The 14071-nt window shown below is 62.0% G+C and carries 12 protein-coding genes; 9 read left to right on the top strand and 3 right to left on the bottom strand.

Annotated features, from left to right (window positions below; all coding sequences use genetic code 11):
* Positions 1-38: 38 nt before the first annotated feature.
* The 5 genes from glcD (at position 39) to ABEH28_RS08385 (ending at position 6572) form a co-directional block, all read left to right on the top strand.
* Entirely contained in the window at positions 39-1538 is a 1500-nt protein-coding gene (glcD, locus tag ABEH28_RS08405) for a glycolate oxidase subunit GlcD (protein ID WP_346629644.1), read from the top strand.
* Positions 1538-2635, top strand: a complete 1098-nt coding sequence (gene glcE / locus ABEH28_RS08400) for a glycolate oxidase subunit GlcE (RefSeq protein ID WP_346629643.1) — start codon at positions 1538-1540, stop codon at positions 2633-2635. Before glcD ends, glcE begins: the two co-directional genes overlap by 1 nt.
* A 3-nt stretch (positions 2636-2638) precedes the next feature.
* Positions 2639-3862: a glycolate oxidase subunit GlcF gene (gene glcF / locus ABEH28_RS08395; RefSeq protein ID WP_346626466.1), complete on the top strand. Its 1224-nt coding sequence runs from the start codon at positions 2639-2641 to the stop codon at positions 3860-3862.
* Between the two features lie 66 nt (positions 3863-3928).
* Entirely contained in the window at positions 3929-4336 is a 408-nt protein-coding gene (locus ABEH28_RS08390) for a heme-binding protein (RefSeq protein ID WP_192174332.1), read from the top strand.
* 58 nt (positions 4337-4394) lie between these two features.
* The gene (locus tag ABEH28_RS08385; RefSeq protein ID WP_346629642.1) at positions 4395-6572 is read left to right on the top strand and encodes a malate synthase G; all 2178 of its coding nucleotides are present in this window, start codon (positions 4395-4397) and stop codon (positions 6570-6572) included.
* Between the two features lie 451 nt (positions 6573-7023).
* Here the strand turns inward: ABEH28_RS08385 and ABEH28_RS08380 are convergent, their stop codons facing one another.
* Positions 7024-8040, bottom strand: coding sequence for a LacI family DNA-binding transcriptional regulator (locus ABEH28_RS08380; RefSeq protein WP_192174334.1), 1017 nt, complete (start codon positions 8038-8040; stop codon positions 7024-7026).
* A gap of 268 nt (positions 8041-8308) precedes the next feature.
* Between ABEH28_RS08380 and ABEH28_RS08375 the strand changes: the two genes are divergently transcribed.
* The 3 genes from ABEH28_RS08375 to csrA all read left to right on the top strand — a co-directional run bounded on the left by ABEH28_RS08375 (position 8309) and on the right by csrA (position 11095).
* Positions 8309-8836, top strand: coding sequence for a gluconokinase (locus ABEH28_RS08375; RefSeq protein ID WP_192174361.1), 528 nt, complete (start codon positions 8309-8311; stop codon positions 8834-8836).
* A gap of 128 nt (positions 8837-8964) precedes the next feature.
* Positions 8965-10317: a GntP family permease gene (locus ABEH28_RS08370; protein WP_192174335.1), complete on the top strand. Its 1353-nt coding sequence runs from the start codon at positions 8965-8967 to the stop codon at positions 10315-10317.
* 589 nt (positions 10318-10906) lie between these two features.
* Positions 10907-11095, top strand: coding sequence for a carbon storage regulator CsrA (csrA, locus tag ABEH28_RS08365; protein ID WP_037012727.1), 189 nt, complete (start codon positions 10907-10909; stop codon positions 11093-11095).
* A gap of 279 nt (positions 11096-11374) precedes the next feature.
* Here the strand turns inward: csrA and ABEH28_RS08360 are convergent, their stop codons facing one another.
* The gene (locus ABEH28_RS08360) at positions 11375-11611 is read right to left on the bottom strand and encodes a DUF465 domain-containing protein (protein WP_192174336.1); all 237 of its coding nucleotides are present in this window, start codon (positions 11609-11611) and stop codon (positions 11375-11377) included.
* Between the two features lie 163 nt (positions 11612-11774).
* On the opposite strand from ABEH28_RS08360, the gene ABEH28_RS08355 reads away from it, so the two are divergent.
* On the top strand, positions 11775-13028 hold the full coding sequence (locus ABEH28_RS08355; protein WP_192174337.1) for a M20/M25/M40 family metallo-hydrolase: 1254 nt from the start codon (positions 11775-11777) through the stop codon (positions 13026-13028).
* A 23-nt stretch (positions 13029-13051) separates the two neighbouring features.
* Here the strand turns inward: ABEH28_RS08355 and ABEH28_RS08350 are convergent, their stop codons facing one another.
* Positions 13052-13984 carry a ketopantoate reductase family protein gene (locus tag ABEH28_RS08350; protein WP_346629641.1) on the bottom strand — a complete coding sequence of 311 codons (933 nt, stop codon included), beginning with the start codon at positions 13982-13984 and terminating at the stop codon, positions 13052-13054.
* Positions 13985-14071 lie beyond the last annotated feature (87 nt).

Below are 14071 nucleotides of genomic sequence, written 5' to 3'. Positions count from 1 at the left end.
GGCCTCCAATAAAAACAAGACAGGGTTGCGAACCCATCATGAATATCCTGTACGACGAACGCGTCGACGGCGTGCTGCCGGTCATCGACAAACAACAGCTGCTCCAAGCGCTGCAATCCCGCCTGCCTGATCTGGACATCCTCCACCGCGAGGAAGAACTGCGCCCCTACGAATGCGACGGCCTCTCCGCCTACCGTACGACGCCGATGCTGGTGGTGCTGCCCCAGCGCATCGAGCAGGTGCAGACGCTGCTGAAGGTCTGCCACGAACGCGGCGTGCCGGTGGTGGCGCGGGGTGCCGGGACCGGACTGTCCGGCGGCGCCCTGCCCCTGGAAAAAGGCGTGCTGCTGGTGATGGCGCGCTTCAACAAAATCCTCCACATCGACCCCGCCGGGCGTTACGCCCGCGTGCAGCCCGGCGTGCGCAACCTGGCCATTTCCCAGGCCGCAGCGCCTTACGACCTTTATTACGCGCCGGACCCCTCCTCGCAAATTGCCTGTTCCATCGGCGGCAACGTCGCGGAGAACGCTGGCGGCGTGCATTGCCTGAAATACGGCCTGACCGTGCACAACCTGCTCAAGGTCGACATCCTCACGGTCGAGGGCGAGCACATGGTGTTGGGCTCCGACGCACTGGACTCGCCAGGCTTCGATCTGTTGGCGCTGTTTACCGGCTCCGAAGGCATGCTCGGCGTGATCACTGAAGTGACGGTCAAACTATTGCCCAAACCGCAGGTGGCGAGGGTGTTGCTGGCCGCCTTCGACTCGGTGGAGAAAGCCGGTCGCGCGGTGGGTGACATCATCGCCGAAGGCATCATCCCCGGCGGCCTGGAAATGATGGACAACCTCGCCATTCGCGCCGCCGAGGACTTCATTCACGCCGGCTACCCGGTCGACGCCGAAGCCATTCTGCTGTGCGAGCTCGATGGCGTGGAAGCCGACGTGCACGCCGATTGCGACCGCGTTCGCGCGGTGCTGGAAAACGCCGGCGCGACCGAAATCCGCCAGGCAAAAGACGAGGCCGAGCGCGTGCGTTTCTGGGCCGGGCGCAAGAACGCCTTCCCGGCAGTCGGTCGGCTGTCGCCGGATTACTACTGCATGGACGGCACCATTCCGCGTCGGGAATTGCCCGGCGTGCTGAAGGGCATTTCCGCGCTGTCGGAAGAATACGGCCTGCGCGTCGCCAACGTTTTCCACGCTGGCGACGGCAACATGCACCCGCTGATCCTCTTCGATGCCAATCAACCCGGTGAACTGGACCGCGCCGAAGCGCTGGGCGGAAAGATTCTGGAGCTGTGCGTGAAAGTCGGCGGCAGCATCACCGGCGAGCACGGCGTGGGCCGCGAGAAGATCAATCAGATGTGTGCGCAATTCAACAGTGACGAGCTGACGTTGTTTCACGCCGTAAAAGCCGCGTTCGACCCGGCCGGCACCCTCAACCCCGGCAAGAACATCCCGACCCTGCACCGCTGCGCCGAATTTGGTGCCATGCACGTGCACATGGGCAAGCTGCCCTTCCCTGAACTGGAGCGTTTCTGATGGAAGCCCAACGTCAGCCAGCCTTCGTGGCCCAGGACCGCGACGCCAGCGACGCACTGCTGGAACAGGTCAATCAGGCGATTCAGTCCGCCCTGCCGCTGCGGATTCAAGGCGCCAACAGCAAAGCATTCCTTGGTCGCGAGGTGGCGGGTGAAGTGCTGGATACGCGCAGCCACAGGGGCATCGTCACTTACGACCCGACCGAACTGGTGATCACCGCCCGCGCCGGCACGCCGCTGTCGGTGCTGAACGCCGCGCTGGAGGGAGCCGGTCAGATGCTGCCCTGCGAGCCGCCCAGCTACAGCGATGGCGGCGCAGGCGATGGCACCGTCGGCGGGATGGTCGCGGCAGGCTTGTCCGGGCCACGCCGGCCATGGTCAGGCTCGGTGCGTGACTTCGTGCTGGGCACGCGGGTGATCACCGGCCTGGGCAAGCACTTGCGCTTCGGCGGCGAGGTGATGAAAAACGTTGCCGGCTACGACCTGTCGCGCCTCATGGCCGGGAGTTTTGGTTGCCTGGGCCTGATCACCGAAGTCTCGTTGAAAGTCCTGCCCAAGCCGCGACTGTGCACCAGCATTGCGCTGGAGATCGACAGCGCCACCGCCCTCGCCCGCCTGGCGCAGTGGGGTCAGGAGCCCCTGCCGATCAGCGCCGCCAGCCACGACGGCCGCGTGCTGCGTTTGCGTCTTGAAGGCGGCGAAGGTTCGGTCGCGGCGGCCCATGACCGCCTGGGCGGCGAATCCATCAACCCGGCTTACTGGCGCGAATTGAACGAACACCGTCTGGATTTCTTCACCGATGGCCGTCCGCTGTGGCGCCTGTCATTGCCTGTCAGCACCGCTGAGCTGGACCTGCCGGGGGAGCAATTGATCGACTGGGCCGGCGCGCAACGCTGGCTCAAATCCAACGCCAGCGGCAGCGAGATTCGTCGCATCGTCAGCGCCGCAGGCGGGCACGCCATCTGCTACAGCCACGGCCTCGACGACAGCCCGTTTCAGCCGTTGGCCACGCCGTTGCTGCGCTACCACCGCCAGCTCAAGGCACAACTCGATCCGCACGGAATTTTCAATCCGGGCCGAATGTACGCGGAGATCTGAACCATGCAGACGACCCTGAGCGAACACGCTAGAAGCCTGCCCCGTGGCGAAGAAGCGGAAAGCATTCTGCGCAGCTGCGTGCACTGCGGTTTCTGCAACGCCACCTGCCCGACCTATCAGTTGCTAGGCGACGAGCTGGATGGCCCGCGCGGGCGCATTTATTTAATCAAGCAGGTGCTGGAAGGCAAGGAAGTCACCGAGAAAACCCAGCTGCACCTGGACCGCTGCCTGTCCTGCCGCAACTGTGAAACCACCTGCCCTTCCGGGGTCGATTACCACAACCTGCTGGACATTGGCCGCGAGGTGGTCGACGCCGCCGTGCCGCGCCCGCTGGGCCAACGGTTGCTGCGGGACAGCCTGCGCGCCGTGGTCCCCAATGCAGGTCTGTTCAAGTCGCTGACCCAGCTGGGCAATTCATTCAGGCCACTGCTGCCGGTTGCGCTGAAGACCAAGCTGCCGGGCAACATTCGTCCCGCCAAGGCTCGGCCGACCCGGCAGCACGCGCGGCAAATGTTGATTCTCGAAGGCTGCGTGCAACCCGGTTTGTCGCCCAACACCAATGCGGCCACGGCGCGAGTGCTGGATCGACTGGGCATCAGCGTCACCTCCATCGCCCAAGCCGGTTGCTGCGGCGCTGTGGATTACCACTTGAATGCGCAGGAACAAGGCCTGCAGCGGGCGCGGCGGAACATCGACGCGTGGTGGCCGAGCATTCAAGCCGGTGCCGAAGCCATTGTGCAGACCGCCAGCGGCTGCGGCGCCTTCGTTAAAGACTACGGCCACCTGCTGCGCAACGACCCGGCTTACGCCCAAAAAGCGGCAGCCATCAGCGAGCGCACCAGGGACCTGGTCGAAGTGCTGCGCGCCGAACCCCTGGAGCAGCTCGGCGGTTGCACGCGCCAGACCCTGGCCTTCCATTGCCCGTGTACGCTGCAGCACGCGCAGAAACTTGGCGGCGCCGTTGAATCCGTGTTGACCCGACTGGGCTTCAATCTCACACCGGTGCCCGACAGTCACTTATGCTGCGGCTCGGCCGGCACCTATTCGATCACCCAGCCGGTGCTGGCGAAACAGCTGCGGGACAACAAGATGAACGCGCTGGAAAGCGGCAACCCGGACGTGATCGCGACGGCCAACATTGGCTGTCAGACCCATCTGGCCAGCGCCAACCGCACGCCGGTCAAACACTGGATCGAACTCATCGAGGACGCCCTGCCTCCAAGTTGATTGCAGGCGCACTGGCTCCGTATCAGACCGACACGCATGACACCCTTTGCCCTTCAGGAGAACTGCATGAAAACCAAATCCGTACTGACCCAGACCGAAGTCACCCAGATCCTCGCCGCGGCCCGCACCGAGGCGCAGAACAACGGCTGGGCAGTGTCCATCGCCGTCACCGATGACGGCGGTCACCTGCTGGGCTTCGAGCGCCTCGACGGCTGCGCGCCCATCGGTGGCTACATCGCCATCGAAAAAGCCCGCACCTCGGCGCTGGGTCGTCGCGAATCCAAGGGTTATGAGGACATGGTCAACGGCGGGCGCACCGCATTCGTCACTGCCCCGCTGCTGACCTCGCTGGAGGGCGGCGTGCCGGTGATCATCGACGGTCAGACCATTGGCGCTGTGGGCGTGTCCGGGGTGAAAGCCGATCAGGATGCACAAGTGGCCAAGGCCGGGGTTGCCGCGGTAAGCGCGCAGTAACGTCCGCAGCGATCGCCTGCAGCAACGCTGCAAACCCAATTCATGATGGAGACCCCAGATGACCGAGTTCGTCAATTGCCACAACCTCAAGGTGGCGGCCAACCTCAAGCGTTTCGTCGACGAGGAAGTGATCCCCGGGACAGGCCTGACCCCGGAGTTGTTCTGGGCCGATTTCGATTCGCTGGTCCACGACCTCGCCCCAGTCAACCGCGAGCTGCTGAAAGAGCGTGACCGCATACAGGCTCAGTTGGACAAGTGGCACAAGTCCAATCCCGGCCCGGTCACCGACATGCCGGCGTACATCGCGTTTCTCGACAGCATCGGCTATCTGAAGCAGGTGCCGGCGCAGGTTCAGGTGTCCACCCACAAAGTGGACATCGAAGTCAGCGAACAGGCCGGTCCGCAACTGGTGGTGCCCGCTGCCAACGCCCGTTACGCCTTGAACGCCGCCAATGCGCGCTGGGGTTCGCTGTACGACGCGCTCTACGGCACCGATGCCATTTCCTCGGCCAACGGCGCCGAAATCAAGGCCGGGTACAACCCGCTGCGTGGCGAGAAAGTCATCGCCTTCGCCCGCGCCCTGCTCGATGAAGCCGCGCCCCTGGCGTCGGGTTCCCACGTCGGCGCCAAAGCCTACGCGGTGGACAGCGGCGAGTTGCTGGTCACCCTGGCGGACGGCAGTCAGTCGCGCCTTGCCCAGCCCGAGAAATACGTCGGCTATCAAGGCGAGCCGCGCCAGCCGAATGCAATCCTGCTGAAGAACAACGGCCTGCACATCGAAATTCAGATCGACCCCGCCAGCCCGATTGGTGGCACTGATCCGGCCGGGATCAAGGACTTGCTGCTGGAAGCGGCGCTGTCGACCATCATCGACTGCGAAGACTCGGTCGCCGCCGTGGATGCCGACGACAAGCTGGCGATCTACCGCAACTGGCTGGGGTTGATGAAGGGCGACCTGACCGAAGCCCTGGTCAAGAACGGCAAGACCATCACCCGTCGCCTTAACGCCGACCGCCAGTACACGGCCGCCGACGGCAACGCGATCACCCTGCACGGGCGCTCGCTGTTGTTCATCCGCAACGTGGGTCACCTGATGACCAACCCGGCGATTCTCTACGACGGCAACAAGGAAATCCCCGAAGGCATTCTCGACGGCGTCATCACCAGCCTGATTGCCTTGCACGACCTGCATAACCGCACCAACTCCCGCGCTGGCAGCGTTTATATCGTCAAACCAAAGATGCACGGCCCGGACGAAGTGGCGTTCGCCGACACGCTGTTCAGCCGCATCGAAGACGCGCTGAAGATCCCGCGCTACACCCTCAAGATGGGGATCATGGACGAAGAACGGCGCACCAGCGTCAACCTCAAGGCGTGCATCGAAGCGGCATCGTCGCGGGTGGCGTTCATCAACACCGGCTTCCTCGACCGCACCGGTGACGAAATGCACAGCTCGATGGAAGCCGGGCCGATGCTGCGCAAGGGCGACATGAAAGCCACGCCGTGGATCAAGGCGTATGAGCGCAACAACGTGCTGGTCGGCCTGGCGTGCGGGCTACGCGGTCGTGCGCAGATCGGCAAGGGCATGTGGGCAATGCCGGACCTGATGGCCGACATGCTGGAGCAGAAGATCGCGCACCCGAAAGCCGGCGCGACCACGGCGTGGGTGCCCTCGCCGACGGCGGCCACCTTGCACGCGCTGCACTACCACAAGGTGGACGTGAAGGCGGTGCAGCAGGAACTGGAACAGGTTGATCTGGACAGCATCAGCGAAGACATTCTGCTGGACCTGCTTAGCATTCCCGTCGTCGAAAAGGCGGAATGGAACGAGGATCAGATTCGCGAAGAAGTGGAGAACAACGCCCAGGGGCTGCTGGGTTATGTGGTGCGCTGGGTGGAGCAAGGCGTTGGCTGCTCCAAGGTGCCGGACATTCACAACGTCGGGCTGATGGAAGACCGCGCGACGTTGCGCATTTCCAGTCAGCACATCGCCAACTGGCTGCGCCACGGCGTGATCTCCGAAGACTATGTGAAAGACGCTTTGAAACGTATGGCGAAGGTGGTCGACCGGCAAAACGCCGGTGATTCGGCTTACACGCCAATGGCCGGCAATTTCGAGAAGTCAGTGGCGTTCCAGGCCGCCAGCGCGCTGGTGTTCAAAGGTCGTGAGCAGCCGAGCGGCTACACCGAACCGCTGTTGCACGAGTTCCGGTTGGCGTTCAAGAAGGAGCATTGATCGAGCGGAAGCGCTGGGGATTGAAGTGGGGGTGACTTGCTCACGAATGGGGTGGGTCAGCAGCACTCAGGCTGGCTGACAGATTGCCTTCGCGAGCAAGCTCGCTCCCGCAGGTTCAGCGTCTGACGCAAGCTTTGCGGTGGATGGAGGCATTGTGGGAGTGGGCTTGCTCACGATGTAGGGGCCAGTCGAGCCCATGCATCTCTAGCGCCTGGAAGTCAGCCTTCGCGAGCAAGCTCGCTCCCACAGGATAGTGGCTCGACTCGAGATTCCGGACCGAGCCGAGGACTTGTGGGAGTGAGCTTGCTCACGAAGGGGTCAGTCCAGCCCATGCATCTCTAACGGCTGGAAGTCAGCATTCGCGAGCAAGCTCGCTCCTACAGGATCAGCGCCTGACTTTGGTTCGGGGCGGATGGAGGACTTGTGGAAATGAGCGTGCCCACGAAAGCACCTATGTGCTTTCCCGCACCACCAGTTCAAACCCGAGATCCACCTGGGCCTCATGAACCGTGCCGTCCAGCAAGCCGAGCAATAGTTGCGCGGCGCGCTGGCCGACCTGTTCGCGCGGGGTGCGGATGGAGGTCAGGCGCGGGACCATGTGCGCCGAGCCCGGCAGGTCGTTGAAGCCGATCAGCGACACCTGTTGCGGAATGCGGATGCCCTGCCGCAGGGCTTCCAGCGATGCGCCCTGGGCCAGGTCGTCGTTGCAGAAAAACACCCCGTCGACGTCCGGATGCGCTTCCAGCAATCGGGCGAACAGCTCGCTGCCCAGGCCAATGGACGACGGCAGCGGCGATGCCATCTGCAGCCCTTCGTCATACAGCCCTTCCTGCTCCAGCACGCCGCGAAAACCGACGCCCCGTTGAATCACCCGTGGATCGAGCTGCGCCGACACGTACGCCAGTCGCCGTCGTCCACGACTCAACAGATGCCGCGCCGCCTCGGCACCCGCCTGTTGCTGGGAAAACCCCACGCAGGGTTCGGCGCGGGTCGGGTCCAGTTCCATCATGTGCACGCACGGCACGCCGCTGGACGCCAGCAATTGCTGCGCCGCCACGCTGCGGTCAAAGCCGGTCAGCAGAATGCCGCGCGGTCGGTGAGACAGATGGCTGCGCAGCAGGTTCTCTTCTTCTATAGGCGAGTAGTGGTAATTACCGATCACCACTTCCAGCCCGCGCGGACGCAAAACCGTCTGAATGGCTTCGAGGGTTTCGATGAACAGCTGGTTGGACAGCGACGGCACCAGCACTACCACCGACTGGCTTTGCGAAGAGGCCAGCGCCCGTGCGGCAGGATTGGCGACATAGCCTAGACTCAGCGCAGCAGCGCGAACCTTTTCTACCAGTTCAGGCGCCACGGTGGCCACGCCACGCAAGGCTCGGGACGCGGTAATCGGCGAGACGGCGGCCAGTTTGGCGACTTCGTTGAGAGTAGGACGACCGGTGGAGCGGGAACCAATACGTGTCATGCGTTGCCAACTGATTGGAAGGAAGCTGCGGGGGTTGCGATTGTGTGGGATGGGCTCTAAGGTAGCGCTATCTCACGGAGGCCCGCAACTTTTCGATCGTCTAAACGACTGGATTGATGCATCTCATGGATCAGCGAGATACCCATAACAATGACTACACCTGGAAACAGTCTCGCCGGACTTGCACACCATTCGGCGAAGACAGCGCTGTCTCCGGGACGAGGTTTTTATGACTACTGCTCCACATGCTATTTCCGCCATCGTGGTAATGGGTGTTTCCGGCTGCGGCAAGAGTGCCGTCGGCGAGGCCATCGCTAAAAACAGCGGCGGTCGCCTGATCGAGGGTGATGCGTTCCATCCTCAAGCCAACATCGACAAGATGAGCGCGGGCCATCCCCTCGACGACAACGACCGCGCCGGCTGGCTGACCCGCCTCGGCGAAGAAGTTGCCGCCGCGGTAAAGAACGGCGAAAAGCCCGTTCTGACCTGCTCCTCCCTCAAGCTCATCTACCGCGAACGTCTGCGTGCAGCCGTCCCGGAGCTGGGCTTCGTGTTTCTGGAGCTGACCAAAGAACTCGCCACCGAACGCTGCTCCCATCGCCCGGGGCACTTCATGCCGGCCAGTCTGGTCGACAGCCAGTTTGCGACCCTCGAGCCTCCGTACAACGAAGACCGCACACTGGTGGTGGACGCAACCAAATCGATCGAGACCATCGGTAAGGAAGCGGCCACCTGGTGGAGCGAGTCTGGCTCCGAATCTCACACCCCATCTGTCACCGCGCGCACCGGCTCTTGATCCTCGATCAGGCGTGAGCGGCAAAGGTAGCGCTGTCTCTGATGACGCTGCCCTCGCTTCACAGGGCAGAGAGCAACAGCGTCAAGCAGTAGCTCCAAAAAAACAAAATACAACGGAGAGACACCCCCATGTTCGGCATGACTCAAGACACGTATCTGCTGGTCGATGCGTTGGTGACCATCATTGGCCTTGTGCTTCTGATCACCAAGTTCAAAGTCCACCCCTTTATTGCATTGACCATCGCTGCAGGCTTTCTCGGGCTGACCTCCGGGATGCCGGTCGACAAAGTGATGAAATCGTTCCAGGACGGTTTCGGCGGCGTGCTCGGTTTCGTCGGCATCATCCTTGGCCTGGGCACCATGCTCGGCAAGCTGATGGCCGATTCCGGCGGTGCTGACCAGATCGCCCAGACGCTGATCCGTCGCTTCGGCAAGGACCGCGTGCACTGGGCCATGATGTTTTCGGCGTTTCTGGTGGGTATCCCGCTTTTCTTCGAAATCGGCTTCGTGCTGTTGATCCCGCTGGTGTTCATCGTTGCCCGTCGCAGCGGTGTGTCCATCGTCAAAATCGGTATCCCGTTGCTGGCAGGTCTGTCGGCCGTCCACGGCCTGGTGCCACCGCACCCGGGTCCGCTGCTGGCCATCGGCATCTTCAACGCAGACATCGGCAAGACCATTTTCTACGGTCTGATCGTGGCGTTCCCGACTGCAATCATCGCAGGTCCCATCTACGGCAAGTGGATTGCCAAGCGCATTCCGGGCAACCCGTCGAAAGAGCTGATGGACCAGATTGCCAAAGAATCAACCAACGAAAACCTGCCGAGCTTCGCCATCACCCTGGTGACGATCCTGCTGCCGGTGTTCCTGATGCTGCTGAAGACGTTCGCCGACGTCGCGCTGCCAGCCGGTCACATCTTCCGCATCTGGATGGACTTCATCGGTCACCCGATCGCTGCCCTGTTGTTCGCCCTGCTGCTGGCGTTCTACACCTTCGGTTCGGCCCGTGGTTTCAGCCGTGACCACATCATCAAGCTGCTCGACCAAAGCCTGGCGCCCGTGGCCGCGATCGTGCTGATCGTCGGTGCCGGCGGTGGCTTCAAGCAGATGCTGGTGGACAGTGGCGTGGGTAACCTGATCGGCCACATGGCCGTGCAGGCGCAGATCTCGCCGATTCTGCTGGCGTGGCTGGTGGCTGCGGTGATCCGGATTGCTACCGGTTCTGCGACCGTCGCCACCATCACCGGTGCCGGGATTGTGGCCCCTGTGGTCGGCATGATCCCGGGCGTGAACCGTGAGCTGCTGGTTCTGGCAACCGGTGCCGGTTCGCTGATCCTGTCCCACGTGAACGACGCAGGCTTCTGGCTGGTCAAGCAGTACTTCAACATGACCGTGGCCGAAACCCTGAAAACCTGGACCGTGATGGAAACCATCCTGTCGGTGGTGGGCATCATCCTGATCATGCTGTTGTCGCTGGTCGTCTGATGCTTTGATCGCGGCAAATTGACGCTGCGGTTTCTTCGCTGTTCCCATGCCCACCCTCGCGGTGGGCATGTCGTTTCTGCCCCCCCTCAAACCATTCACCGCCACGCTCCGGATGCTGAGGCTAGCGTCTGCAGGGCAGGTGAACCGGGCCTGATACAAAACCGTTCACACATGCCGTCATCAATTCGATTAAAGTTACCGCGTTTTGCCGGTACTCATTTGGGAAGTCTCCTACACTCCTTTCAGAGAACTCGTACTCAGCAATCTAATGAAAATTTCATCGCTGCCCGGCATGAGTTCTTTGCAATAAAGCTCAAAGGAGTGTGGAATAGGCGCCGCCCGGAATTCGGCTATCAGCCCGATAGCCGATTCGCGCGGGAATTTCCCGCCAGCATCAGGCAAGATTCACCTGCCGTTCGACCCAGGAGCCACGCTAACTGTGACGAGACGATGAACCTGGGGAATTAAAATCGTACCAATGGCGTCATACTGATGACCGCATTTGGATGCATTCGGCAATTACCATCACCCAAAGGCTCACGCCAGCCTCCCGGTAGAGGCGCTTCATGAGGCCATCAAGGAAAAGATTATGTTGATACTCACCCGCAAAGTCGGCGAAAGCATAAACATTGGTGACGACATCACCGTCACCATTCTGGGCGTTCAGGGCCTCCAGGTTCGTCTTGGCATCAACGCTCCGAAAGATGTTTCCGTGCACCGCGAAGAAATCTACAAGCGCATCAAGGCCGAGACTGCACCTGACCAGGATCCGCAATAAACCCACCGGTTTATGCTTATTCGATAACTGTCAGCGGCCACCCGGTGCTGACAGATCGGCGACGGCGACTGACCAGACGCCGTTTTTTTTCGTCTGAACTTTGGATCCATGGAAATCGCCCCGCGGACAACTAAGCCCGAGCGAAGACACTGATTCAGCGTAATTGACGATGCACTTCCGGATGTCGAGGCAAGTTGTCAGACATCGGGTATCGCCAACTAAAAACGGCCGACCTCCATAAGAGATCGGCCGTTTTAGTAACTGACCCGTTTAACCCGATCAGTCCGGGGTGTTCAGGTGACTGGCGATGGTGTCTTTTGCCTGCAACCGTTTTTCCTTGAGTTTCTTCAACTCCTCGTCGGGGATATCGCCCGCCTCTTCGGCGCTGACAATCTGGATGTCCAGCTCATCATAGTGCTCGACCAGGGCATTGAGCTTCGCGTCGCTGCCTTTGCGCTTGGCAAGCTCTTCCTTGGTGATGCTCAGGTCCGCGTACAAATCGTGCTTAACCGGCATGGGATGCCTCTCCTTTGATGGCTGATGTAGGAATGTTGAGGGTAGCCCACCTGAAAGGTTCGACGTTTTTGCTGACGTGAATAACGTGTTTTGACATGCACGATCCTGTGCAACGGGCTAGGGTGTCGATCGAGTCCTCTTCATGCCATTACAAGGATCGACAATGACCTCACCCTTTTCCCGCTCCCTTCTCGCCAGCGCGCTGGCCTTCGGTATCGCGTTTTCAGCGGCAGCCCCTGCGTTCGCCGAGCCCGACAAGCAGGTCCAGGCAGATGCCGAGCAATACAAGGACGAAGCGTTGAAACTGCTGGAGCAGCTGGTCAATATCGATACGGGCTCCGGCTATGAGCCGGGACTGACCCAGGTGCGGGACATCGTCGTCGCCCAGCTCAAGGCGCTTGGCGCAACCATCGAGACGATCCCCAATACCGCGCCGGACAAGAGCCAGCATGTGGTCGCGACGCTCAAGGGCGCCGGCAAGGCGAAGATCTTGCTGATGGCGCACATGGACACCGTATTCAAGGAAGGCTCCGCCGCGGCCCGGCCTTTCCACATCAAGGACGGTCGCGCGTACGGGCCGGGGGTGATGGACGACAAGGGCGGCATCGTCGCCGGGCTCTACGCGCTGAAGATTCTGAAGAAACTCGACTTCAAGGACTACGCGCAGATTACCTTCCTGCTGGACGCCAGCGAAGAAACCGGCTCGGCCGCCGCCACGGCGCTGATTCAGAACGTCGCCAAACAGCACGATGTGACCCTGAACCTGGAGCCGGGACGTCCCGCCGATGGTTTGGTGGTCTGGCGCAAAGGCAGCGCCACCGCCGTGGTCGAGGTCAAGGGCAAGGCGTCCCACGCCGGCGTCGCGCCGGAGCTGGGGCGTAACGCGGCCATGGAGGTGGCGCATCAGATTCTGCAACTGGGCAAACTGGGCGATGCCGAGAAGAAGACCACGATCAACTTCACCGTGCTCAACGCAGGCGATCGTACCAACGTGATCCCCGATCAGGCCACCGCCAAGGCCGATGTGCGCGCCGCCGTGCCGGAGGAATTCGACCGCATCGAGAAGGACCTGGCCCGTGTCTCGGCGGACAAACTGATCCCAGACACCCAAGTGACGACCCGCCTGGAACGTGGCCTGCCACCTATGCCGCAGACGCCGGAAACCGACAAGCTGGTCGATATCGCCCAGGGCATCTACGGCGAGATCGGCCGCAAGCTGACCATCGAGGGCAGTGGCGGCGCGGCCGATGCGAGCCTCTCGGCCGGGGTCGGTGTGCCAACGCTGGATGGCTTCGGCATCGTCGGCGGCAACATTCACACGCCCGAGGAATATGCCGAAGTCGACAGCGTGTCGCCGCGCATTTACCTGCTGACGCGGATGATCATGGAACTGGCGACGCACACCCCGGCCAAATGACTGACACCTGCTCCCCGGCGCTGTCACGCGAGGCGCCGCGCCTCATACGCGCGCAGGTGCAGAGACACGTAATCGAGTGCCGACAGTGAACCTTCAGGTGACCTGTCGGCGCCTGGCCGGCGGGCAATCAGCTCACCGAACACATGTTCCACTTCAATCGGCGCGCCGCGCTCGATGTCCCTGAGCATTGAGGCGGTCATCTTCGAGCCGGGAGCGGTCAGCATGTTCTCGAAGCGCTGGCGGACTTCACTGCGCAGCGGGTGCCCGGCGTGCTCTGCCACTTGGGCGCACTCATCCAGCAACTTCAGAATCAGCCCTTCCCCGCCACTGGCGACCACGTCGCCGATGCTCGCGCGCATCGATCCGGTAATGCCGGCCCCGGTCGCGATGAAGCACCATTTTTCCCACATCTCCTGAGTAATCTGCTCATTCAGAATCGCGTCGAACCCTGCATTGCCCAGCGCCTCGGCGACCTGCTGAATGCGCGGCGTCAGCCCACCGTCCCGTTCGCCAAACGAGAGCTGGTTAGTCTCGTTCAAATGAAGGATGGCGCCCGAGGCATCGCGATCCAGCGAGATCAGGCATTGGCCGCCGAGCACGTTTGCGGGGGAGAACCGCTCGGCAAGGCGATCCAGATGCGCCATGCCATTGAGCAGCGGCAGGATCAACGTCTCCGGGCCGACCGCTGGCGCGAAGGATTCCATGGCGGTGTCAAGGTCGTAGGCCTTGCAGCTGAGGACGATCAGGTCGAATGGCGTGTCCAGCATCTCCGCCATGACCTGCGGCGGCGACGGGTATTCGATGTTACCCAGCGGGCTGCGCACGATCAGCCCGTCACGCTCCAGTTCCTGCGCCCGTCCTTCGCGCACCAGAAACGTCACGTCTCGCCCGGCGTCCAGCAATCGGCCGCCGAAATAGCCGCCGATCGCGCCCGCGCCCACCATCAAAATACGCATTGGTCAGTTCCTGTTCGATGCAACGTCGAGGGTCAGGCAAGCAGAATAGATCAGCGGCCGGACTCTGGCGAACTGCTTATATGGCGG

The sequence above is a fragment of the Pseudomonas sp. Ps21-P2 genome, assembly GCF_039672565.1.
GTDB lineage: Bacteria > Pseudomonadota > Gammaproteobacteria > Pseudomonadales > Pseudomonadaceae > Aquipseudomonas.
Note: the sequence above shows the minus strand (reverse complement) of the source record. Positions and strands in the feature narration are given on the sequence as shown.